The organism is Phytopseudomonas dryadis (assembly GCF_004327355.1).
GTDB classification, from domain to species: Bacteria; Pseudomonadota; Gammaproteobacteria; order Pseudomonadales; family Pseudomonadaceae; genus Aquipseudomonas; species Aquipseudomonas dryadis.
Genome location: NZ_QJUM01000002.1, coordinates 158701 through 181800 on the forward strand (window position 1 = coordinate 158701; position 23100 = coordinate 181800).

At 54.0% G+C, this 23100-nt stretch carries 20 protein-coding genes; 17 read left to right on the forward strand and 3 right to left on the reverse strand.

The annotated features are described in order from the left end of the window. Positions 1 to 204 precede the first annotated feature (204 nt). The 4 genes from DNK34_RS02265 (at position 205) to DNK34_RS02280 (ending at position 7751) form a co-directional block, all read left to right on the forward strand. Positions 205 to 1626 carry a tyrosine-type recombinase/integrase gene (locus tag DNK34_RS02265; protein ID WP_131174527.1) on the forward strand — a complete coding sequence of 474 codons (1422 nt, stop codon included), beginning with the start codon at positions 205 to 207 and terminating at the stop codon, positions 1624 to 1626. Positions 1627 to 1822: 196 nt separating this feature from the next. Further along, a complete protein-coding gene (locus DNK34_RS02270) occupies positions 1823 to 3292 on the forward strand; it encodes a TRM11 family methyltransferase (RefSeq protein ID WP_131174528.1) in 1470 nt (489 codons plus the stop codon). Further along, the gene (locus tag DNK34_RS02275; protein ID WP_131174529.1) at positions 3289 to 5898 is read left to right on the forward strand and encodes a sensor histidine kinase; all 2610 of its coding nucleotides are present in this window, start codon (positions 3289 to 3291) and stop codon (positions 5896 to 5898) included. Before DNK34_RS02270 ends, DNK34_RS02275 begins: the two co-directional genes overlap by 4 nt. Positions 5899 to 5900: 2 nt before the next feature. Next, positions 5901 to 7751 (forward strand): hypothetical protein, encoded by a 1851-nt coding sequence (locus DNK34_RS02280; protein ID WP_131174530.1) that lies wholly within the window; start codon positions 5901 to 5903, stop codon positions 7749 to 7751. 639 nt (positions 7752 to 8390) lie between these two features. Here the strand turns inward: DNK34_RS02280 and DNK34_RS02285 are convergent. Both DNK34_RS02285 and DNK34_RS02290 read right to left on the reverse strand, forming a co-directional pair. Next, positions 8391 to 10154, reverse strand: a complete 1764-nt coding sequence (locus DNK34_RS02285; protein ID WP_131174531.1) for a trypsin-like peptidase domain-containing protein — start codon at positions 10152 to 10154, stop codon at positions 8391 to 8393. 928 nt (positions 10155 to 11082) lie between these two features. After that, on the reverse strand, positions 11083 to 12633 hold the full coding sequence (locus tag DNK34_RS02290) for a TIGR04141 family sporadically distributed protein (protein WP_131174532.1): 1551 nt from the start codon (positions 12631 to 12633) through the stop codon (positions 11083 to 11085). 116 nt (positions 12634 to 12749) lie between these two features. Between DNK34_RS02290 and DNK34_RS02295 the strand changes: the two genes are divergently transcribed. The 8 genes from DNK34_RS02295 (at position 12750) to DNK34_RS02330 (ending at position 17943) form a co-directional block, all read left to right on the forward strand. Further along, a complete protein-coding gene (locus tag DNK34_RS02295) occupies positions 12750 to 12977 on the forward strand; it encodes a hypothetical protein (protein ID WP_131174533.1) in 228 nt (75 codons plus the stop codon). A 345-nt stretch (positions 12978 to 13322) separates the two neighbouring features. Next, positions 13323 to 13655 carry a hypothetical protein gene (locus DNK34_RS02300; RefSeq protein ID WP_131174534.1) on the forward strand — a complete coding sequence of 111 codons (333 nt, stop codon included), beginning with the start codon at positions 13323 to 13325 and terminating at the stop codon, positions 13653 to 13655. 97 nt (positions 13656 to 13752) lie between these two features. Beyond that, positions 13753 to 14721: a DUF932 domain-containing protein gene (locus tag DNK34_RS02305; RefSeq protein ID WP_131174535.1), complete on the forward strand. Its 969-nt coding sequence runs from the start codon at positions 13753 to 13755 to the stop codon at positions 14719 to 14721. Between the two features lie 78 nt (positions 14722 to 14799). Continuing rightward, a complete protein-coding gene (locus tag DNK34_RS02310) occupies positions 14800 to 15801 on the forward strand; it encodes a YqaJ viral recombinase family nuclease (protein ID WP_131174536.1) in 1002 nt (333 codons plus the stop codon). Positions 15802 to 15881: 80 nt separating this feature from the next. Continuing rightward, positions 15882 to 16826: a recombination directionality factor gene (locus DNK34_RS02315; protein ID WP_131174537.1), complete on the forward strand. Its 945-nt coding sequence runs from the start codon at positions 15882 to 15884 to the stop codon at positions 16824 to 16826. Between the two features lie 18 nt (positions 16827 to 16844). Beyond that, positions 16845 to 17342, forward strand: coding sequence for a RadC family protein (gene radC, locus DNK34_RS02320; RefSeq protein WP_131174538.1), 498 nt, complete (start codon positions 16845 to 16847; stop codon positions 17340 to 17342). A gap of 11 nt (positions 17343 to 17353) precedes the next feature. Further along, complete coding sequence (locus tag DNK34_RS02325) at positions 17354 to 17542, forward strand: hypothetical protein (RefSeq protein ID WP_131174539.1); 189 nt, start codon at positions 17354 to 17356, stop codon at positions 17540 to 17542. 77 nt (positions 17543 to 17619) lie between these two features. Then, the gene (locus DNK34_RS02330; protein WP_131174540.1) at positions 17620 to 17943 is read left to right on the forward strand and encodes a hypothetical protein; all 324 of its coding nucleotides are present in this window, start codon (positions 17620 to 17622) and stop codon (positions 17941 to 17943) included. 20 nt (positions 17944 to 17963) lie between these two features. On the opposite strand, the gene DNK34_RS02335 is transcribed toward DNK34_RS02330, so the two are convergent. Further along, the gene (locus DNK34_RS02335) at positions 17964 to 18311 is read right to left on the reverse strand and encodes a helix-turn-helix domain-containing protein (RefSeq protein WP_131174597.1); all 348 of its coding nucleotides are present in this window, start codon (positions 18309 to 18311) and stop codon (positions 17964 to 17966) included. 140 nt (positions 18312 to 18451) lie between these two features. Between DNK34_RS02335 and DNK34_RS02340 the strand changes: the two genes are divergently transcribed. From DNK34_RS02340 to DNK34_RS02360, 5 genes are all read left to right on the forward strand, one after another. After that, a complete protein-coding gene (locus DNK34_RS02340; protein ID WP_131174541.1) occupies positions 18452 to 18901 on the forward strand; it encodes a hypothetical protein in 450 nt (149 codons plus the stop codon). Between the two features lie 44 nt (positions 18902 to 18945). Then, the gene (locus DNK34_RS02345; RefSeq protein ID WP_131174542.1) at positions 18946 to 19317 is read left to right on the forward strand and encodes a hypothetical protein; all 372 of its coding nucleotides are present in this window, start codon (positions 18946 to 18948) and stop codon (positions 19315 to 19317) included. 11 nt (positions 19318 to 19328) lie between these two features. Continuing rightward, positions 19329 to 19589 carry a hypothetical protein gene (locus tag DNK34_RS02350; protein WP_131174543.1) on the forward strand — a complete coding sequence of 87 codons (261 nt, stop codon included), beginning with the start codon at positions 19329 to 19331 and terminating at the stop codon, positions 19587 to 19589. Positions 19590 to 19734: 145 nt separating this feature from the next. Continuing rightward, on the forward strand, positions 19735 to 22185 hold the full coding sequence (locus DNK34_RS02355) for an autotransporter family protein (RefSeq protein ID WP_131174544.1): 2451 nt from the start codon (positions 19735 to 19737) through the stop codon (positions 22183 to 22185). Then, complete coding sequence (locus tag DNK34_RS02360; RefSeq protein ID WP_165497295.1) at positions 22185 to 23093, forward strand: alpha/beta hydrolase; 909 nt, start codon at positions 22185 to 22187, stop codon at positions 23091 to 23093. Before DNK34_RS02355 ends, DNK34_RS02360 begins: the two co-directional genes overlap by 1 nt. Positions 23094 to 23100: the final 7 nt, after the last annotated feature.

Here is a 23100-nt window from a genome sequence, read left to right on the forward strand (position 1 = left end):
CCCTTGCACCCCATGCGCTTATTTGGTGGATTTCCATGGAAGTCCATGGACGCTACCGGAACGCCTAAAGCCTAGTAAATACGGGGCATACAGGCTATATTGACGTCCATCACGATCCACCAGCATCCACCGACAGCCAAGCGATTCGGTGGGGCAAAAGTGGGGCAAAATTCCAGGACGACCGAATCAGGCAAGGGGTAGGAAGTGGCAAAACTGACGGCGAAGCAATTGGAAGCGCTCACCTCAGCCGATGACGGCAAGACGTTGCGCGAAGACGGCGGCCTGGTCGCCAAGGTTCGTGCGGGGGTACGCGGCGTCACCGTTCTGTTTCGCTACGAGTTCAAACTCGATGGAGCCAAGCGCGATCACCGAGTGGGCAGTTGGCCCAAGAAGTCGCTGGCGCAGATCCGCGCCGAGCGCGACGAAGTGAGAGCGACTGTCACCAAAGGCATCGATCCCACCGCCGCCCGCAAGGCCGCCAAGATCGAAGCCCAGGCCGCCATCGCCGCCACCATTGCCGAGGCCGAGCGCCAGGCTGCGGAGAACAAGACGGTCGCCGACCTCTTCGAAGAGTGGATGCACGACGGCGTATCCCGCCAAGACGGTAACGCCGAACTGCGCCGCAGTTTCACCAAAGACGTGCTGCCCCTCATTGGCAAGAAGCCGCTGCGCAACCTCACCGAGAAAGACATGCTCGCCGTCCTGCGCTCGATCAAGGCCCGCGGCCTGAACCGCACCGTCGTGATCCGCAATAACGACATCGGCCAGATGCTGCGCTGGGCCGAGAAGCGCAAACCCTGGCGCGGCCTGATGGCCGACGGCAACCCGGCCGACCTGGTGGACGTCAACAAACTCCTCGACCACGACTACCAGGAACAGCGCGACCGCCTCCTCTCCCCCGACGAAATCCGCGAACTACGCGACATCTTCGCCCGCCTGGAGCACGACTACGACGCCCTCCCCGCCGGCCAGAAATACTCCGGCATCCGCCCAGTCAATCCACGCGTCCAATGCGCCGTGTGGATCTGCCTGAGCACCCTCTGCCGCATCGGCGAACTGCTCAAATCCGAATGGCGCCACGTCGATCTGGAAAAAGGCACCTGGTTCATCCCAGCCGAAGCTACCAAGGGACACAAGGGCAAGCGCCAAGATCACCATGTATTCCTGTCGCCATTCGCATTGAACCAGTTCAAGCACCTGAAAGATGAAACCGGCCACACCCCGTTCTGCTTCCCGAGCAAGGACGAAAGCAGTCACGTCGACACCAAGACGGTCAGTAAGCTGATCGGCGACCGACAGTGCCGCTTCAAGAACCGCAGCAAGCCGCTTACTGGTCGCCACCATGACGACTCACTGGTACTGAGCAAGGGTGCCAAGGGTGAGTGGACACCACATGACTTGCGACGCACTGGAGCTACCATGATGCAGGAGCTTGGTGTCACGCTGGAGATCATTGACCGCTGTCAGAATCACTTGCTAGGCGGATCCAAGGTTCGTCGGCACTACCTTCATCACGACTATGCCAAAGAGAAGACAGAAGCATGGCAGAATCTGAGTAAACGCCTCGAAGCCATACTGAGCATCGGTAGGGCTGAGTCACTACTGGATCAACAGATGCCTAGCTGAAATGAGGATCCAGCTTCGATAGCGGCCGCCTACATGGCGGGACAGCCCTGGTTCTCCCAAGTCTTTCCGAGAAAAGAGCACTAACCCTAGGCATGTCGAGTGTGTTGCAATAAGCGATTTTGAATTACCCTACAATACCTTAGGGATCAACGTGATTCAGCAACAAATGAAGGCATTTTAGGTTTCTACAAGGCGTATGGTCCCAGAAGCCCTTTGCGTATCAGTAGCCTCACGCGCAAAGGGCAGACTAGAAGCCTTTGGCACTCTGGTGGACTGGAATTTAGAGCGTGGTTATGGATTGGGGGTTGATATGACTGCTAGGCAGACTGGCCTTAGTGGTGCCACGGATGGGAAATCAGCAGAGTTACGTCGTAGGTTATCTGCAAGAACTAACGGCGATACTAATTTTTGGGCGTTCTCTAACCTGAGAAGTAGATCCGGAAATCATGCACTCTTTCAATATCCAGCCATGATGGTTCCTGAGCTTCAGGGTGCATTGCTAGATGATTTGATTGCGGTAGAAGATAACATCTCTCTAGTGTACGACCCCTTTTCGGGATCGGGTACCGTTATGCTAGAAAGCCTATACAGAGGCATCAACTACTACGGCACTGACATTAATCCAATGGCAATCTTATTATGCGAGGTAAAATCCGCACCTCCAGCAGTTAAAGTAGCTACGGAGGCGGTATCCCTCATAATTAGGCAGGCAGAAAAAATCGAAATCTTGCCATTTGACTTCCCCAATATAAACAAGTGGTTCAAGCCGGAGATCAGACTCGGCCTAAGCAAACTACGAAGTTTAATAATTGAAAATCCAAACCAGCCTATCAGAAAATTTCTCTGGGTCTGCCTGGCCGAGACTATACGATTAGTTTCGAACTCAAGAATTTCTACATTCAAGCTGCACACATACAGCCAAGAGGACATTGAAAGAAGAGAGTCCAATGCCATTAAAGCATTCAAACTCGTATGCGAGCAAAACCTGGCGCGTCTTGAGGCGCACTGGTCTCGGATCTCTAACAGTTTAGAAAAAAGAGAGCATCCGATCATTGCCTTGTCCTCTGGCTCCGCATCCGGAACATGGGAAGCGTCTCAATTAGCTGACGTACTAATGACTTCGCCTCCGTATGGAGATAATAAGACCACAGTTCCTTATGGACAGCACAGCTACCTACCTCTTCGCTGGATTGACCCAACTGATCTTCATCAGGGCTTTGACTCAAGCCTATTAGAATCCACCTCGAGGATAGACTCTCTTAGCCTGGGCGGTTCCTTAAAACTTGCTGACCAAGCCCGGTTTGAGCTTGGTACTGCCTCTCCGTCCCTAGAACGCTTCATTCAGAAAATTGAACATGCTGCCCCCCTTAGAAAGAAGACACTGTCTTTCTGCAGGGACTATAAAGAGTCGCTAATAAATATTAGCTCCAGACTAAAATTGGGCGCCTTTTGCTTTTTCACCCTCGGAGAGAGGAAAGTTGGAGGTAAGACTTTCCCCTTGGTAGATATAACTAAAGAACTCCTTACAGAAAGCGGGCATGAAATAGTCTTCACAATAGAGCGCGCGCTGCCTGCTTCTCGCAAACGAATGGCTGCCAAGAATAGTGAGGGATCAACTATGGCTAGCGAGTGGATTTTAGTTACTCGATCTTGGGGTGGATTATGAATGAGACAGGCGGCAAGGAATCGTCTGAATCCGCAGTTATAGATACATTCCGCCTAGAGGTTCATCCTTCTGTTGTTTTCAAATTAGGCGCTGACCTTATAACTGATGACATGCAAGCTCTGATAGAGCTCGTAAAAAACTCCTATGATGCAGACGCTAGCCGAGTTAGTGTAAATATCGACACACAAACTTTGACAGACGCGGAAACCGGCGAAATTATAACCGAAGAGCATTCATCTTTAAGCAAAGAGAGAAAGCTAAGAGCTCTACGCGGCATCATTACAATATCCGACGACGGCATTGGAATGGATCTAGATACAATTCGCCGAGGCTGGCTAACTGTATCCCTCAGCCACAAACAATTGATGAAGTCACAAGGAAAAACCACTGCAAAGGAAAGAACCCCACTGGGAGATAAAGGCCTGGGGCGTTTAGGGGCGCAGCGTTTAGGGGATGTCATCACTCTTATTACACGCAAGCGAACTAGAATTGGCTCTGAAGAACCTGTGAACGATGATGCTACGCTTAGAGTATCTATTAAATGGGGAGATTTCTCCTTCGCCGAAAGCCTTAGCTCAGTCCCCATCAAGGTTGAGCGTTTACCCACTAATAAAAAACCTGGTACTACGCTTCAAATTAGAGGACTAAGAGATCCTCAATCTTGGACGAAAGGGGAAACTAGCGCACTTCAAAAAGAAATTGCCGCAATGATTTCTCCTTATGAAGGTGTATCAGGCTTTCGCATCAGCTTTACCATTGACGGAGTGAACATTAACCTTAGAGAGACAGCTCAAGCAATATTGAGTGCTGCACCTGTGGTTTACAGATTTAAATATGATGGGCACAAGCTAACTGTTGATGGTGCCTTCTCAATTGATTTTTTACGTCCGACCTCGCGGGATGAGATTGCAATCTACGAAAGCCTAATAGCCCGTGATAATGGATATGCATTTTCTGAGTGGATGCTGCAAGGCCGGCAAAAGAAATCATCTTTGGGCGTCAAGCAAGGTGATGATAAATACTTTCTTTTAAGTCACTCAAATTTTCAGATAGACGAAATAAGCAATATAGAGCTAGACGACGGCCTACCTGTTAACCCCGGCTCATTTAGTGGCGAGGTCAGCAGCATACCTCTAACGCGAGACACTACCAATATTTTTAATCGAAACGCAGAATATAAGGACTTCGTCAAAGCCCTCGTTGGAATTAAAGTATACAGGGACGGATTCGGGGTTCGAGTAGATGACGACTGGCTTGGGCTCGGAACTAAGTGGACTAGCGGATCCTCATACTACAGCCTCAGACCTGGCAACGTTGCAGGTTATATAAGCATCTCTGCAAAATACAATTCCGCCCTCGAAGAAACAACTAACAGGGAGGCTTTTAGAGACACGCCAGCCTATAGAAACTTCTACAAGCTCTTGATGACATGGGCCGACTACACTGGACGTCTTCAGGAGCATATTAGGAGAAGCTATAACGATTACAAGCAGCACTGCTATGCTCTGCAAGCCAATGTAGAAGTAAGAGCAACTCCAGAAAGCCTATTAAAGAATGCCTCCGCACAAATAGAACAAGTCTCTAATTTAGCTCGAAAATCGGGGGAAGCCCGACAGCAGCTTAGAAGGATCCAGGAAGCTACAGTTTCTCTCGAAGATCAGAAATCTTCGTCAGATCGTACTCTGTTCCAAGATCCTGAGTTGAGATCTGCTGTTGACCGTACGGTAAAGCAGGTCACCGCAGCAGCGAGCGAGGCCGAAGAGCTAATCAGCGGCCTGGATGCTCTCCTCGAAGAACAGTCTCGGTTAAAGGCCGGATTGAGCTTGCTATCGGAGCAAATAGAAGTTGCTCAAAACCAGATTGGCGAAGCTTGGGAGTCTGTTGCTCTTGGCCTAGGTGCTGAATCATTGACGCACGAGGTATTACAAATCAGCGATGGACTTCGTGGCCGGAGCTCCCAGATTACTCAATACCTTAAAAGCATCGACTGTAAAGATCAGCGAATCTGGGGGTTTGTCGAACATATACGCTCCTCATCCAGCTCTCTTGCTAAGCAGGTTTCGCGTATTTCTCCTTCGTTGAGGTATGTTAGGGAAAATCGCGATGATGTACTTATGAGCCAAGCATTAGAGGATATAATTACTTATCACTCTGAACGGTGGGGTAAAAATGGGCTTAACTTCGATCTGAGCATTATTTCTGATTTCACAATTCGAATAAACCCCGGCAGACTTACTCAGATTTTCGACAACCTTATCTTAAACTCGGAGTATTGGTTGTTACATGCGCTTCGCATACGCAGGCAACCCGAGGGAACAATATCCATTAAAATCGACCAACCTTTTGTGATCTTCAGTGATAATGGATCGGGGATCGACGCTTCGGTAGAGGAATTAATATTTGACCCTTTCATTACACTAAAGCCTTCACAACAAGGGCGTGGATTAGGGCTATTTGTTGTCCGTCAACTCTTAGATTCAGAGCAAAGCTCTATATTCCTGACGCCAGAGCGTAACAGCGATGGACGCCGATATGAATTTCTCCTGAACTTCTCAGGATGCACAATCAACTCTAACAGCGTACCTGGTTCGGCCCGGGGGGACTAAAAATGACAGCGGATGTTATTAGCAACTCAAGCAACTCGGCTCAAGAAGCAAAGGAGCTAACCCGCAAGCTTCTTTCTGCAATGTCGATTGCCAGGGTTATTAACGTTGATGATGACCATCATCAAGAATCAGAGCAAAATCCGGAAACTGTAGTTGCAGCTTTGAGGGCACAGACCCTCGACTATGTGCTCGTAGCACGGGCCCTCCTTTCTGATCAAGAAGACGATCAACTCGACGATTTTGAGGCTGATGAGGTAATTGATCTTTTGCATGAGCGATGGGTTAGTTTGGATATTGAACGACGAAAAGAGCTTACTCTCGCTGCCAATCGTTCACAGAACTCTAATCGACAAGACGGCGGAGATCTATCTAGTTCAATTGACGATAACAATGCAGCCCTTATTGCCTTACCGGAGCTAATTGGGGATGTAGCTGAGTTCAAAAAAATGTCTTTTGGCGATTGGCGTACACAAGGCCAAGAATTATTAAAGGATCCTATCCCGACTCTTGTATTATTTGACCGTAGCTTTGAGCGCGAGCAACAATCTGCAACTGCAGGAGAGGATCTTGTAAAAGACATTCTGCGCAGAGATGACCTAAGGCACATTTACGTCGGCCTTCTAACCTATACCGCTGCCAACACCGCACTTGAAGCTGAGATAGCACAAAACATAACCACCGAGCTTGGTGAGAAGGCTCGTAGTATAATTGTTATAGCAAAGCATCGATTGAATTCTGGCTCTGAGTTCCCAGAAGCGTTGAGAATGGTGCTTTATGCTGATGAGTTAGAGTCATTCCGACATCATGCAATCGAGAGTTTAATAACTGCCAATGAAACGGCCACTAATTTTTTAAGGACAGTTAAACCCTACGCTCTGATGGCAACATTTGAGTCTGCAAGGCGGGAAGGAATGTATGAGGCTGAGAATGTAATTCGAATGGCAAACGCGCCAGCTCGACGAATGTTAGAAGCACAACTAAGAGACGCTAGCTTTGTGTCTCAAGTACTTTCCAAGCTTAGAAATGCTGCCGGTGTTGAACTTTATTTAAATGGAACTGAAAAGCCCAGTGACCTGAATAAAATAACCTGGCAGGAACGTTTTGACGACAAAAATCATTTAGCCTCACTGTCTATGCCATTATCGATTGGTGATATATTCAGAGTTTTTGACGTTGCTAATCCTACAGGAGTAAGCCGCTACTACATTTTGCTGGCACAATCTTGTGATTTGAGTGTCAGGAGTGATGGAAAACGCAGCAATAATGTGAACTCATTTGTCTTGACGCAAATTAAGCCGGCAATTAAGAGCACAGAGAGCGGAAAGTATTCTCCATTAAAATCAAATCAGCAAGAGCTCGGTTATTTTGATGCAGCAAGCGATGCCCCCTGGCGTGTTTGTTTTTCACAGAAGATTCACGTTCCTGCTTTGGCTTTAGACGCTTGCGTTATTAACTCTTCAGGTCTCGGTAAAATTGGAGTGAATAACGAGAGACCAGCTAACTTAGCAGCTTCTTGGGTAAGCAGACGTGAAAGGATGATAGAAGAGGCACAAAAATTGATAGCCAAGTATCAAAGGCTAGAACAGTCTGTGGCAGAGGTTCAAGGGCGTGGAAAGGATGCTCAAGACATGAAAAAAATTCTCGCTGCCTCGTTAGTTGGTGCTGGTGTACAGCATAGCACTGGCCTCACAGCGAAAATAGATACCGCTCTAAGCACAATAGAGTATGGAATAGAGCGTTTTGCAAGGATTGCAGATTCAGCTGCTAACGGATTATTGGCACTTTCCGCTAATCACCAGGCCAGACCTGCGCTTTATAACAACTTATTTCACGATCAAGTTGATGTGGGGTAATCGCATTCTTAATGCTTGCCCACTAAACGTCTTCAGAATAGAAGACCATGTATGTTCAAGTACATAGCATTTTTGATCGCGACAGTTATGCTACTGAGAAACTTTCCTCATTTTCAATGAATTGCTTCATTCCATTCGCCACCTCTAGACTCGCCCCTTTGTGCTTACGCGCCAGAGAGCGAGTCGTCCGGCTCGGCTCGTACACAATAACCGTAACGAACGGGCGAAGGACTAGCTCCAACCAGCGCGCAAATCTATGGCCTGACGAGACCCCAATGCCCCCTCTCTATGCCTGGCGCTAAAGGACTTCTGCTAACAGCCGAAAGTGTGGAAGACTGTGACACGCTACCCTTTGCAACCGCTCCATCCTGATCGCGTCAGGATATTGGGAAAGATTGGATTATGGAGCGATTTCGTAGCAAGGAAAGCATGCTTTATGATCACGAAAGAGGAATATTCGGCAAGGTGATTAGCTCTTCAAGGCGTAAGGCAGTTATGCATGAAATAGGGGCAAAGTTATTGAAGCCTTTAATGTTCGCAGCTTACGTGCCTTCAACTTCTCTCCAAGTAAAATGGCAGGGCTCGAAATATAATTAACTCACCCTTTACTACGTTAAAAATCAGAATCTAACTGGCCCATTAAAAAATAAAAAAACACCCTCTCCGGGCGTACTTTCCCGCGACCTCACATAAAGGGCGGAAAGCCTTCCCGTCAAGAACCGCATACAATGAGCTGGTGAATTTAAACTCTGACCTTGCTACAAATCTATTCAGCGATGCAATTGGGATAAACCCATATAACGCTGTATTAATATTGCTTTGAGCTGCTCCTCGGGCCGCCACGCCAATCACTTCCATTGAATCATTAAAGATTGGACCGCCACTGTTTCCTTCAATCAACGGCACATCAACTAACCATAGATCCAAATCAACTTGGCGCCTAAGCTGCGTGGTATTACCTTTTGTAATGTAATGAGCTGCACCATCACGATGCTTTGGGAATCCAATGGATAAGATTGGTTCCATTGGCCGGATAGCCTCTTTATTTGCCTTTCTAAGCCTGGGGATTTGATCAAATTTCTCACCTGGATAGAATATAGCCAAATCCTCTTTTACATCCGACAAAATAAGCTCAGCACTAAATTCGGCCTCATCACCAGCGCGCAAGAAAGATATCATGTGTGGCGCCAGAGTTTTGGAAACGCCACTGATAACATGCTGATTCGTAATTAGCCCAACACCATCCAGCAAGAAAGCGGTACCTTGGCTATCATCGGTGAGGTTTTTAACAACAAAAATTGAGTTTCCTAGAATTTCTTCGGGTGACTTTCTGAACTCAAGATTCTCTTTACCAATAGCAACGGTAAAATCGTACGCTAACCTCCTATACATATTGTCACTTCTACCACGAATCATTTGAATATAATTCAAACGCCCTTTCAAAACTTTTATAAAAAAGTCACCCGCATTATCCTTTATTCTCCGATGCTGTCGTGCCGGAACAACCTGTTTATTCCCTGCTAGAATTTGCAGATATTTTTCCTCCGCAAGCTCTGGACCGTACCGCCGCAGCGCATTAATCATGGAGCTAGTTTTGCGAATGAACTCCCGAGGTACATTCGGAAATTTATTGACCACCAGGCCGGTTACCATTTGACGCTGAGAGCGATGCTGAAGCCGAGTCTTCTCTGCATTTATCAAAAAGCCATTGGCCTTCACAATTTGCTCTAGCTCTCGCCCAGGGATTGCCATACCGTCTTGAGTAACCTCAACCACACCAGCGGGGAGGTGTTTAAGGGAGCTAGTAAAGGAAAAAGTTATATCATCCACAAATCGAGTTACATGGCATTTTTTTGATTTTGCTAAAGCTTGCAATTGAGAATCTAATTTCCAACAAATCATATTTGATATTAAGGGGGATGTCGGTGCCCCCTGAACCAGCTTTCCATCATGACAGCAAATATGAGCTATTACAGTGGCAACATTGTGAGGCGCATTGAACGGCGCAGACATAAAAAGATTTTTTACACGACCAAAATGTATGGTTTCAAAAAAATCTTTCAGATCAATGTTGAATACTAGGTTTTTATTAACATGAGGAAGGGCATTGGATTTAATACTCCTTCCTTTGACGAACCCATGACTCGAGGGCTTGGGGTAGTAAAATTTATTTAAATGGAGTGCCAATGATTTTTGCAACTCTTTCATGGCTTTCTTCGGTGCTTTAACCACTCTGGTAGCGCCGTTTTTTTTGGGAATATGAAAAGCTGCATAGTGACTTGACTTTCTCTTATAGAGAAAATCGAGGAGTTTCTCTTGCTCAACGCCAAGCAAATCGCAAAACCCAGAAAGATTGCCTAGGCCGGGGGTAAACAGTGCTTTAAGGATGTCATCAATAATCATCATCAAAACCGAGTGCAGGGACTATTTTCTCTTTTACACACGTCGCCAACCATGAGTAATCGTTAGCGCGTAACGGCAAAGCAACCCTTTATCTGGCCACCGCATATAGTCAGTGGAAAGTTAAATTGCGTCCCTACACCCGGCACAAAATTGATATCACGCGAGCACATTCACTGTCAAGTCAGGAGGAATAAGGAAATTGGGCGCAGTAAACAGAGCAGATATTTCCTTTCCTAAAGACCGCTCTTGGCCGGATAACGACCGTACGTGCTGCCCGGCCTTCTTTGACCTAACAGTAAGCTGCGAGCCTACGACTTAACCAATCCACGACTGGAGAGTTCCTCATCATGAGCCCGGCTCCTCGTCCTCTGATGCTATTGCAGTGCCACGCTGTCAATCTCCTAAACCTGATCGCTACGCACCGGCAAACGGGCGGCGGCAATTTGATCCAGACGGCGAGCATGAATGGCATGATCCGTATGCGTATCTAAAAAGATGTGCTGGCGCTGCTGCCGACGCAACGGGAGAGTGAAATCGAGCGGTTGCTGTCGTCTCAGTGTGTACCAGTCTGACATCGGTTCGGCCAGATCCGACCGCAGATTGACTATTCCTCGGTGGTGGGAACACCTGCATCATTCCATGTAACCTTCAGGTTGCGTTCAAGCAGATGGAGGTAAGCCAGGGTGGAAGATGTACCTGAATCATGATCCGTTGCTCTCATAGTGGCGGCTTACGTGCGTACGCAAGCATCGATCTGGAGGCATCTTGAGGCGAACGCCACTTATAATGTCCGAAACTCATGCAAGACTCCTCTGCTCACCGAGCAGCGGCTCGAAAAGTGAATTGAAGATGGCCTGAACCGGATCTTCAGAGTCGTCCAAGCTATGGGATGCGGGTTCTCTTAGTATAGGTAAGAGCACCATGGTTTTCAGTTGCCGATCCTGCACACCTCGACCTGATACCCCATAGCGATCAACCGCTGGGCAAACTGCCTGAAGTTGACCTTCGAGAAGAAGGGCATATGCAAGACTTCGTTGGCTTGCATGATGGCGAACACTATCTTATTTCTGGGCTGCGTGGTTGAATCGAATACGAACTGGAACTCTCCCTCCTGAGCGAGATACTCATTGACCTGAGCCGTTACTTCGGGGGAATTGATGAGCGCCTCAGCGGAGACGTACGCCTGAGAGAACAGATGACTCAGGACACTGGACGATGAGTATTTTTTTACATGGACGATGTGGTGTTCCGGCGTGAGAAGGTCACAGAACTCGAATGGGCTTGAAGCACCGTTCAACCGAACCAGCTTCTGATCAAGAAGAAAGAAGTTTACGTTGTCGGCGATCCGCCTTAAGTACGGGCCTTCATGGTCGATACCGTACCGAGGGAACTGCAGGTTGGATAGGGTAGCCGCTTCGAAGTATCGGTTGACCTGATCGGTGTAATCTCGATCAATCTGATACCAATCCCCTTCGCTGAGCAGGTAGATTTTTTCTTCAAGCTCGATCTCTGCCTCAAGGCAACTGTACATGAACCAGGCTGCGCGTTGCTGCTCATCAGCACCATACAGGTAAATGCGTTCGGAGTTCATCGATTGCAGCGTGACAGCTCCAAGGATTTGCTTAGCCAGGAGGGCTTGTCGAAGATCCAGATCAAAGGTGATCGCAGGACCGTTACGCGATCGCGCGCTGTGCCTTAGATAACTAAAGCCGCTAATGTCGTCAGGCAGTAGCTGGGGAGCTGCCACGCGGATTCGATCAAACTCTTGCGCATTAATCGCAACCACCAGCAAGTCATCCAGCTGTGCCACAAGCGCGGCATCCCGTACCGGGACAATGAAGTCCATCCACGGATATTTCTCCTTGGATCGCTCGTCCTCGTAGGCCGCCAGTAACCGAGCAGCAATGTCAGGAAACTGTTCGAGCCTGACATCTGAATGTAGAGCCAAGGAATCCGAACCACTCACATACTCGCCTTCATCCTGATCGTTTTCGACTACTCCAGTAAGCGATTTGAGAATCTCCGAGTCGAATTTGAAATCGAACTCCGAGATGGACAAGTGCTTTGAAGATTGCGCTTTCGAACGCAGTGGGGTTCGATCAATGTTCGATTTCTCGACTGACTTAATGAGTAATGGATCAGTCAGGCTTAACGCTGTTCTCAGCCCAAAATAGCGCTCGATTCCGAATCCATCAATCAGGTGCCGGGCGTGACCGAACGTGAAGCAGAACACGCGATCCTGAACCTCCATGACCAGAAGCGCCTTGAGAGACTTACCTGTCAGATTCAGCTGCGCGACCTCTTCGACATTGCTGAACAGCTGTGTCCATTTGGGGTGCGACGCGTTTATCTGGTGGTAAAAGAGACAATCGACGCCCTGTAGGGAGAACGGAATAGGCCGAAGGCTGGCTTCATCAGACAGAGCGTCAAAGATAGATCTCCCTGCCTTAAGCAAAAACACATTGATAGTGATCTTCACACGTCCTCCATGACTACTCGATTTGATGCCAAATTGACACCAGTCATTGCGCACGTCAAGACGGTTCCAAGTAGCCTCCAATCCTGTGGCGCCCGTTTTATCCATGGCCGAGCCCTGTGAGCCACAGCAATTCTATCGCGGTCGCCACCGAACCGATGGACATGTGCACCGTTACCGAAACGACATTGGCCCGGGAGTTCACCGTGTTCGGTATGGCAAAGCAGCACTGTGTTTATTTTTTGCAAATTGCTGATTCTGATGCATATCTCAAGGATTTGCTGGGCGTAGCGAGCAAGCGAGGCTCGACAACTGCTGCTCCATTGATGGATGCCTGTCTAGGTTAAACTTGGCTTTAGAAGACGCTTACCCCACTTCAATCTGCTGGCCTGATCCAGCTCATCCTCTCCCTCTTCTTTCCTCTAGCACCTCCAGTTGATGCTGCACCCTACGCAACGCGTTATTTCGGCTCGCCTTGAGGCATCGCAATCATTGGCTCATCAGATCTAACACCTGGTGGCGACGCTACTTGATCGTTTACTTGATCGGTCTTCAAGTAATCCAAAATCCACAGTGCGCGCCAGGCCGCTCGGCTCCGACTCGATTCCAAAAAATTTCAGACCTGTATTACCTAAGGGAAGACGGGCAAGTATCGCCCTCTTCAGCCCTTCCCTACGCATGGAGTCTGAGCGATGTCGATCCACTGTCCTTTCTGCAATTCCGAGCGTGTCCGAACACGCAATATCGCTCGCAAGCTTGGCGGGGCTGCTGGCGCCGCCGGTGGTGCGGCGACAGGGGCTGCCAATGCGGTTGTCGGCGCACGTAGCGGTGCAGCCATAGGCGCAGTCGCAGGGCCTGTGGGCATTGCGCTGGGCGGTTTGGCGGGTGCCATTCTCGGCGGGCTGGCCGGCGGTGCCGTGGGTAGCCTGGCCGGCGCCCGGCTGGGTGAAGAGATAGATACACGGGTGCTCGATAACTTCGAATGCCACGCCTGCGGCCATGTATTTTCCGCCAACGAAATCTGAACCCTCTACGGCGCATCGGCGCCTCTTCCTTACGTTCATTCGAATGCTCGGCGCTGCTGCACCAAGTTCGGCCAGCCTTGCTGGCAAGGAGATCCTGATGGCTCATCTCATCGAGCAAATGGCTTATGTCGGTGCCACGCCCTGGCATGGCCTTGGCAATCGACTCACGCGAAAACAACCTCTCGAGATCTGGCAACGTGAAGCCGGTATGGACTGGCGGATTCTCGAAAGCCCGGTTCATTTCAAGTCGGACGCTATCGGGCATCTGGGCACCATCCACTCGTTCCCCGAGCAGAAAGTTCTGTACCGCTCCGACACCAAGGTGCCGCTGTCGGTGGTCTCGCAGCGCTACCAGGTGGTGCAGCCTCACGACGTGCTGGAGTTCTACCGGGATCTGACCGAGGTGTCCGGCTATGAGCTGGAAACCGCTGGCGTGCTCAAGGGTGGCCGCAAGTTCTGGGCCCTCGCGCGCACAGGGCAAGGTGCAGCGCTCAAAGGTAACGACCAGGTCAACGGCTACCTGCTGCTGGCCACCTCCTGCGATGGTACGCTGGCCACCACGGCGACGCCGACCACCGTGCGCGTCGTGTGCAACAACACCCTCACCGTCGCCCTGGATGGCGCCAGCCGCGCGATCAAGGTGCCGCACAACACTCGCTTCGATCCCCAGTCGGTGAAGAAGCAACTCGGCATCGCCGTCTCGCAATGGGACGATTTCATGTACCGCATGCGTGCGCTGGCCGAACGCAAGGTGCAGTGGCATGAGGCCCTGGGCTTCTTCATGAACGTGTTGTGCGAAACCTCGCCAACCGGCGCCCTGCCGGAAGTACTGCCGAACGAACGCGCCCTGCGCAAGGTGCAGGAACTGTACGAAGGCCGGGGTCGTGGCTCGAACCTGGAGTCGGCTCGTGGTACCGCCTGGGGACTGCTCAACGCCGTGACCGAGTTCGTCGATCACGAACGTCGGGCGCGCAGCACCGAATATCGCCTGGACTCGGCCTGGTTCGGCCAGGGCGCGCAGATCAAGCAACGAGCCCTGGACACCGCCCTGCAATTGGTCGCCTGACCTCTATCCTCCCCACCCCATAACGCCCGATCAGCCTCGCCGCTGATCGGGCGTTTCTATTTCCGCATGGTGAACACGATGAAAGCGACTCCGTTGAGCAGCACCGACAAGACTCGCCCGGCGCTGCGCCTGATCAGTACCAAGGAACTGCCCCGCGAAGACTGGCTGGAGGTGCGCAAGCAGGGCATCGGCAGTTCTGATGCAGGCGCGGCCGTTGGCCTAAATCCCTATAAATCGCAGCTCGAACTATGGATGGAGAAAACCGGTCGCGACACCGCACTGCCGAAGGCCGATCCGCACGACGAGGAAAGCCCGATGTACTGGGGCAATGTGCTGGAACCGGTCGTGGCCTGGCACTACAGCAAGCGCACCGGCAACAAGGTGCGACACATCAACGCCGTGCTGCAGCATCCAAATCCCGAGTTGCCCTGGATGCTGGCCAATATCGACCGTGAGGTGATCGGCGCCGACGACGTACAGATCCTCGAATGCAAGACAGCCGGCTTGAACGGGGCACGCCTTTGGAAAGAGGGCGTGCCCGAGTATGTGCAGTTGCAGGTGATGCACCAGCTCGCGGTCACCGGCAAGCAGGCGGCGGATGTGGCGGTGCTGCTCGGCGGCCAGACGCTGGAGATCCATCGGATCGAGCGGGACGAGCAGATGATCGCCCGCCTGATCGAGCTCGAACGGCGTTTCTGGCAGTACGTGGAAACGGATACACCGCCACCCGCCGACGGCAGCGCCTCGGCCGAGCTGGCACTGCGCTGCCTCTATCCCGAGGACAACGGCCAGACGCTAGACCTCAGCGGTAATGCTGGCCTGGCAGCAGCCTTCCTGGAATTGAAGGCGGTACGCCAGTCGATTGCCGAGAAAGAAAAGCGCGAAGCCGAACTCAAGCAGCGCCTGCAGCAGGCCATGGGCGATGCCACCCGTGCGGCGTTCTCCAGCGGCAGCATCACCTGGAAGAAAGCCAAGGACAGCGTAACCCTCGATATGGTGCGCCTACTCGAGGACAAGCCCTATCTCCAGGCGAAATACCCGCTGATGAAACCCGGCTCACGTCGCTTCCTGATCAACTGATTTCCCAATTCCCTCCCCCTTGGCCAGCACCCGCAGTTCGCACTGCTGGGCTGGCTTTTTTCGTTTCCAGGAGAACCACCATGCTGAAAGGCCTGGCAATCACCCCGCCCGTGCTGGGGCGCATCTCCATCGGCAGGGTCGTCGAGAAGAACGGCAAGCGCCTGCCGGAGAAAGACGACCAGTTCACCATCACCTCCCAGGTACAGAGCAAGGATGGCTGGCTGCTGCACCCGCTCAACGACGAGCTGCGCAAATCCCAGGAGGACAAGCTACGCAGCATCCCGATTCGCCTGCTGTTCAACGAACCAGAGCTGAACTTCCGCGCCGACTACACCCTGTTCGACCGGCAGAGCGGACGCCCGCTGTGTGTCGGTAACGGCGAGACCTGCAAGCGCCTGGGCAAGGACGGCATCCAGTCGCTGCCCTGCCCCTCGCCGGATGCCTGCTCGCTGGCCAAGGGCAATGCCTGTAAACCCTACGGCCGGCTCAACGTCGTGATTGGCGACGACGATCCACTGGGCAGCTTCGTGTTCCGCACCACCGGCTTCAACAGCATCCGCACCCTGGCGGCACGCCTGCTGTACTACCGAGCCCTTTCCGGCAACCGGCTGGCCTGTCTGCCGCTGGAACTGCGCCTGCGCGGCAAGTCCACCCGGCAGAGCCACGGCACACCGATCTTCTACGTCGATATCACCTTCAGAAGTGGCATAGGCATGGAAGCGGCGTTGCTCGCCGCCAGACAGCTCGATGAAGAACGGCAAGCCGCTGGTTTCGACCAGGTCGCGCTGGGCGCCGCCGCACGCAAAGGCCTCGGCAACGGCGCCTTCGAAGACAGCGTGGAAGACAGCGGCGCCATCACCGAAGAGTTCTTCCCGCCCCAGGACGATTCACCCCGCCAACCGGACACAGCGGCGACGGCCAGCCCCACCCTGGCCGCCAAGCTGGAAGCCCAGGCGCAGCGACACGCTACCCCGCCATCCTCCACCGAACGCAAACCCGCGCCCCAGCGCGCCAAACGCGCATGACTCTCCAGGAGCCCTTCCATGAAATTCCACAAGTTGAAAGCCGGCGAAATCGCCGGCAGCTATGTCGTCGAATCACCCGTCACCGAGGCCGATATCCTGCGCATGGCGCAGCAACTGGCAACCAGCCGCCTGGCTCGCGGTCGCGCCTTGACCGAGCCCGCCCAGGTCTTCGCCCACCTGCAGATACTCCTGCAACAGCAACCGCATGAGATCTTCGCCCTGCTGTTGCTCGACAGCAAACACCGGGTCATCGGCTTTCACGAAGTCTTTCGCGGCACGCTCGATTCAGCCTGCGTGTATCCGCGGGAAGTGGTGAAAATCGCCCTGGAACACAACGCGGCTGCCGCGATCCTGGTGCACAACCACCCTTCCGGCGACCCCGAGCCCAGCCAGGCCGACCTCACCCTTACCCGATCCCTGAAGAGTGCGCTCGCCCTGGTGGGTACCCGCACCTTGGATCACATCATCGTCGGCCACGAAGGCTGCGCATCCCTCGCCCAACTGGGTCATCTGTAAGGAGAACGACCATGACCGCATTGCGCTTCATTGGCCTGCTGTTCGTATTCATAGGCGTACTGGCCAGTAGCTCGGCGGCTATCGCGCTACTGGTATTCATGCTGCGTTTCTGGCCAGTTCTGCTGGTCGCCACTCTGGCCTTCGGCCTGTTCGCCTGGCTGCTCAAACGAGCCGACGTTCAGATCGTCCGCCAGGCCTGAGAACGAAAAGGCGCTCGTCCGACGCCTGCCCGCGACGTTCCCCGCTATCCCCTTCGATCCCCTCTGGAGCGACCACCATGACCATACGGTGCTTGATCTGTAATTCTTCCGTCGTGCTTTCCAAGGATGCAGCCAAGGCATTAGCCCGCCTGATCGGAACCCTGGGCGGGTTCCTGAACGGTATCCAGCAATCCGCCACCGCTCAGGCCGTGGCGACGCCCCCTAAAGAGAACCATCTGGAGCGCGCCTTCGACTTGATGATCGACGGCGTGTCGGGTGCAGCCTCCAACTGGGCCGATACCCAGGACTTCATTCGTGATGTCAGGAAACACCAGTTCATGGAGTACGACTGCTTGTGCCTGCGCTGCGGTGCAAAGTTCGATGAACAGTCGGATGCCTGAATCGATTCAGTACAGCGCGCTCAATCCTGGCTCAGACGCTCGCTCAGGCGCTCGACCATCTCCACGAGCAATTGCCGGTCAGCCTGATCAAGGGGCGTCAGCAGTCGACTGATCCGGCTGGCCTGATCATCCGGGCGCGGGCTGGCCTCACTGAGCAACTCAGTGGCTTCGCATCCGAAGATCGAGGCGAAATCGAACAGGCGAGCGATATTGGGAATGACGATGCCGCGCTCTATGCGTGATACCGCCTCGTTGCCGACGCCCAACCGCTCCGCCACTTCTTCCTGGGTCAACCCGGCGCGCACGCGCTGCCTGGCAATGGCACGGCCTACCGCTTCCGCCAGATCTTTTTGATCGCTACTCATGATGACGCCTCTTCCAGTCGACCCGAATGGTTGGGCATCAACTCGTTGACATGAAGGACAGCAGAGGTCGACAATCAACTTAAAAGGTTGATTATCGACCTTTCTGCATGCCACAACAGCACACAACACAAGGAAGCTTCTGCATGAACGACAAACTCTTGTTGGCTCTGGCGCTCGCCTGGACGCTGACCAACACCGCCTGGGCCGGAACCTATGAGTGGACTTCGGGATGGGGCCAGGGCGTCGCCGAATACCAGGCCGACGACGGCAATGACAATGCTCTGACCATTTCCTGTCCCGACCACGAGGACGGCTATATCAGTGCCTACGCAGACATTGCCGGAAAAGCCTACTCATCCGACCAGGAAGGCGGCTTCGACGTGATCGTCGACGGAATCCACTACAGCAATCCCTTCTTCACCGACTGCCGTGCCTGCGCAGCCAACTTCCCAGGCTTCTGGGATGCACTGCGCAAGGCGAACAACCTGCAGATAAACGCCGAAGGCAAGACGGTCAACTTACCCACTAAAAACATCGGGCAAATACTGCGCCCGCTCGACCACCCGGAAAACAGTTGCACCGCTTCCTGGTAGTGACGCGCACCCCTGCTTTTCCACCATTTACTGGGAGTAATGAAATGCAAGAACCGAAAGAAACACCTAACGAGTCCACGGACGATCAGGACTTCCCGGGATTAAACCCGGCCATTATCGGATGGGGCATTGCAGCCATTGTCCTGTCAATCCTCGGCGTCACCTTCAACAACTCCGCCATGGTGCTGGGCGCCGGCTTCTTCATGAAGTTCCTAGCGGTGGTGGTCGGGTCGGTGCTCGGCCTGATAGGCGCCCTGCTTGGCGACGCGATCAGGAAATTCGCCCATCCCGACGCGGTTTTCACCAACGGAGGCCTTTTCCAGTTGATCTGGATAAAGGTGTTCTGGCTGATGGGCCCACAGCTCATAGGGCTGGTGCTGGGCGCCTTTCTCGGTATCAGCCTGGTGCTTCGGTAAGGACGCCGCCCATGAAATCCATAGTGATAACGCTATTTGCCATCGTGGCACTTGCCGGGTGCTCCGATGAGAACTCCAAAGTGAGGGGCGAGTTCATGGCCGGCTGCATCAAGGGCGGCGCGGGTAAATCCATCTGCACCTGTACCTTCGAGAAGCTGGAGAACGCCTACAGCCCTGAACAACTCAAGGCGCTAAACACCCCTTATAAGGCACCTCCCGACAGCTTCATCAAAGACACCCTGCGGTTCGCGATGGCCTGTCGGACAGAGTAGCCGCTTTCCCCACCACCTTCGTGCGCCCGATCTGTTCGGAACGCTTGCGCGCGTGCACCTCAGCACTCGCTCGGACTGACAACGCCCGCCTGTAGCCAACAAAAACACGCCAACACCCACACGCAGTCATGCAAGGAGCAACACAATGACACCCCCTACCTACCGCAAACGGCTTCTGGCACTTGCCATTTCCGCCAGTACTCTCCCGCTGGCGGCCCAGGCCCTCACCTTGACCAACGATGGAATCCACAGCGCCGGCAACACCTATGCCGACCGCGTTGAAGTCACGGGTACCTTCTCCAACCAGGACGTCCAGCCGCTGCAGTTCCATGGCGATGTCTTCAACGATGACCTGGTGCTCGACGCCTCGGTGAATGCGACCGGCAACGGGCTCAATGCCGTCGACCTAGCCTCTGCTGGAGACGACTCCGATCCTTCATCGGCCGGATCGACGACCCGGGTACAGGGCGATCTGATCAACAACGGCAGCCTTACGATGACGGGCGAGCGGGTTTCGGGAATACGGGTCGATTCCGCCGCCATTCACGGTGACCTGATCAATGCGGCCAGCGGCAAAATCCTGGCCGATGGCGAAGAAGCATCCGGCATCCTGCTCGAGGGAGGCAGCATCACCGGCAAGCTGATCAACCATGGCCTGATCCAGGTCAGCGGAGAAGACGCTTCCGGCCTGCTGGCTACGGCTAATGCCGTAGGCGATCGCGCCGACCTCGGCGGCATCGAGAATCACGGCAGCATCGTTGCCAGTGGCGAGGACGCCACACCGATCAAACTGGATGGCGTCAGTTTTGCCGGATCGCCAGTACAAGTATTGAACACGGGATTGATCCAGTCCGACGATGCAGCCATCGAGATCGGTACCTTCGACATCGACAGTACCGACGCCGTCGATACGCTGGTGATACAGAACAGCGGCACCATCATCTCCCGGGATGAAGCCATCGATGCTTCCTTCGCCAGCGGCGACGTCAAACTGCTGTGGGATCAGGGCAGCATCACTGGCAACCTGATCGACCTGGCCAGTATCGACATCACCGGCCAGGTTGCCTTCACAGGCAACGATGCCACGGAGGACGGCGCCCATATCCGCATGAAGAATGGCGGTTGGGTGCAGGTGGGTGGCAGCTCGGCCGCTCGCCTGGAGTTCGAGCAGCCACATACCATCATCCAAGGCAACCTGAATGTCGCGGAGAACGCCGCGCTGGGCCTCAACCTGAGCGGCGCCACCGACCCAAGCAAGGCGGTGGTCGCGGTCTCCGGCACCGCGGCATTCGCCAACGGCTCGCAGATCCAACTGGCAGCCCGGGGCAGCGATTTCACGGCCGATGGCAGCACCTATACGCTGGTCGAGGCCGGCAGCCTGGAGGACGCAGGCCTCAGCGTCACCAGCCGCTCGGCGCTGCTGAATGTCGACACCTTCACCATCAAGGGCAACCAGATCGTGGCCAAGATCAGCACCAAGGCCGAGGAAGAGGTGGGCGAAGAGATCGGCAACGTGGGTGGCACGCAGAATGCCCAGCGTGCCGGGGCGGCGTTCAGCCAGGTGGTCACCGGGCTGGCGCAGAACAACCCCAACGATCCGGTATTCCAGGCCTACGTGAATGCGTCGCAGGATCCTGCCGCGCTGAAGGCATTGGCCGAGCAGTTGACGCCGGAGGTCAATGGCGGTGCCACCCAGGCTGCCACCAGCGGCCAGTCCCTGGTCAGCAATGTCACCGGCAACCGCACCAGCAGCCTACGCGGTGCCTCATCCGGCGACGCCCTGCAGGGCACCGGCGTCTGGGCACAGGCGCTGTACAGCGATGCCAACCAGGATCTGCGCGACGGCGTGGCCGGCTTCAACGCTTACAGCCGCGGCATCGCCATCGGTGCCGACGGAAAGCTCAGCGATCAGCTCACCCTGGGCGTGGCCTATAGCTTCCTGCACACCGGAGTGAACAGTGACAGCGGCAACACCACCGATGTCGACGGTAACGCCCTCACCTTGTACGGCAGTTTCGAACAGGGCGGCTACTTCGTCGATGCCAACCTGAGCTACGGGATCTACGACAACGAGAGCAAGCGTCGTATCGCCGGTACAACTGCCAAGGGCGACTACGACAGCAACGTCCTCGGCGCCAGCCTGGTCGGCGGCTACACCTACCGCCTGAACGACCGGTTCCTGGTCGAACCTCGCCTGGCAGCCCGCTACACGCGGGTGGATATCGACGGCTACCGCGAGAAAGGCTCGTCCGCGGCGCTCAGGGTCGAGGATCAACGCTACGAAGTGGCGGAACTGGGTGCCGGCGTGCGGGTGGCAGGCAACTTCCCGCTCGGACGCGGTAACCTGCAACCCCAGGCCAAGCTGATGGCCTACCATGACTTCGCCGCCGACGAGGCGAAAAGCACTTCGACCTTCCTGCTGGGCGGCACGCCGTTCGTGACGCAGGGTGCCGGCTCCGTGCGCAACAGCTATGAAGCAGGTATTGGTGCAGATTACCGTCTCGGCGCGATCACCGTGGGTCTCAGCTACGACTATGTCGGCAAGACCGACTTCAACGCCGACACCTTCACCGCCAAGGTACGTTACGACTTCTGATGAGAAGCCACCTATCCGGCCTGTTCAAGCAGGCCGGCTTTTATCGAATGACGATGGCGCTGCTGGTCAGCGCCGTTCTCGCTGGATGCCAGACGCCCCAGGAAGCCCTGCAGCAATTGGCTGATGAGCAGGGTCGAGCACTGGAAATCCTCCAGGATCAACCCTACCCACTTGCCCTGCTTTTGCCGCGACAGGTTCCCACTGGTTCGCGCCTCAGGGTCTACCTGGAGGGCGATGGCCATGCCTGGATCACCTCAAGTCAACCGAGCCTGGATCCCAGCCCACGCAACCTGCTGATGGCGAGATTGGCAGCCAATGATCCTTATCCCAATGTCTATCTGGCCCGCCCCTGCCAGTTCGTCAGTGCTCCAGCCTGCAGGCCCGAACTCTGGACGAACCGCCGCTTTTCCCAAGAGATCGTCGATAGCCTCGGCCAGGCCCTGGGTCAGCTCAAGACGCTCTACGGCAACCAGGAATTCGAACTGGTGGGCTATTCCGGAGGCGCAGCTTTGGCATTGCTGCTGGCAGCGCAACGCGACGACGTCAGCTTCGTCCAGACCATCGCGGGCAACCTCAGCCCAAGGCTCTGGACAAAGACCGGAGGGCTCTCGCCTCTCAGCGGTTCACTGGATCCGCTGGACTACGGTGACCGGCTCGCAGCCATGCCCCAACGGCATTTGATCGGAGAACAAGACAGCATCGTACCGGGACGACTGGCAGACCTGTATCAGCAAGCACTTGCGTGGCCATCTTGCTCCCTGCTTATTCGTGTCGCTGGAGCGAGCCACGACAGCGGCTGGGAGACCGATGCCAGCCTCTGGAATCTATCGCAGCCTGAGCCAACCTGTTTCTCGCCACCTCAAGAGCCAAAGCCGAGCAGCTCCATCACTGGGGCCGCTCGCCCCTAACCGGCGA

What these genes read in the sequence shown, in the direction of transcription:
- DNK34_RS02270 (WP_131174528.1), top strand. Translation starts at nt 1,823, where the DNA reads ATGGTCCCAGAAGCCCTTTGCGTATCAGTAGCCTCACGCGCAAAGGGC.
- DNK34_RS02345 (WP_131174542.1), top strand. Translation starts at nt 18,946, where the DNA reads ATGCAAGAACCGAAAGAAACACCTAACGAGTCCACGGACGATCAGGAC.
- DNK34_RS02280 (WP_131174530.1), top strand. Translation starts at nt 5,901, where the DNA reads ATGACAGCGGATGTTATTAGCAACTCAAGCAACTCGGCTCAAGAAGCA.
- DNK34_RS02315 (WP_131174537.1), top strand. Translation starts at nt 15,882, where the DNA reads ATGCTGAAAGGCCTGGCAATCACCCCGCCCGTGCTGGGGCGCATCTCC.
- DNK34_RS02310 (WP_131174536.1), top strand. Translation starts at nt 14,800, where the DNA reads ATGAAAGCGACTCCGTTGAGCAGCACCGACAAGACTCGCCCGGCGCTG.
- DNK34_RS02360 (WP_165497295.1), top strand. Translation starts at nt 22,185, where the DNA reads ATGAGAAGCCACCTATCCGGCCTGTTCAAGCAGGCCGGCTTTTATCGA.
- DNK34_RS02355 (WP_131174544.1), top strand. Translation starts at nt 19,735, where the DNA reads ATGACACCCCCTACCTACCGCAAACGGCTTCTGGCACTTGCCATTTCC.
- DNK34_RS02275 (WP_131174529.1), top strand. Translation starts at nt 3,289, where the DNA reads ATGAATGAGACAGGCGGCAAGGAATCGTCTGAATCCGCAGTTATAGAT.
- DNK34_RS02350 (WP_131174543.1), top strand. Translation starts at nt 19,329, where the DNA reads ATGAAATCCATAGTGATAACGCTATTTGCCATCGTGGCACTTGCCGGG.
- DNK34_RS02305 (WP_131174535.1), top strand. Translation starts at nt 13,753, where the DNA reads ATGGCTCATCTCATCGAGCAAATGGCTTATGTCGGTGCCACGCCCTGG.
- DNK34_RS02325 (WP_131174539.1), top strand. Translation starts at nt 17,354, where the DNA reads ATGACCGCATTGCGCTTCATTGGCCTGCTGTTCGTATTCATAGGCGTA.
- radC (WP_131174538.1), top strand. Translation starts at nt 16,845, where the DNA reads ATGAAATTCCACAAGTTGAAAGCCGGCGAAATCGCCGGCAGCTATGTC.
- DNK34_RS02330 (WP_131174540.1), top strand. Translation starts at nt 17,620, where the DNA reads ATGACCATACGGTGCTTGATCTGTAATTCTTCCGTCGTGCTTTCCAAG.
- DNK34_RS02300 (WP_131174534.1), top strand. Translation starts at nt 13,323, where the DNA reads ATGTCGATCCACTGTCCTTTCTGCAATTCCGAGCGTGTCCGAACACGC.
- DNK34_RS02285 (WP_131174531.1), bottom strand. Translation starts at nt 10,154, where the DNA reads ATGATTATTGATGACATCCTTAAAGCACTGTTTACCCCCGGCCTAGGC.
- DNK34_RS02340 (WP_131174541.1), top strand. Translation starts at nt 18,452, where the DNA reads ATGAACGACAAACTCTTGTTGGCTCTGGCGCTCGCCTGGACGCTGACC.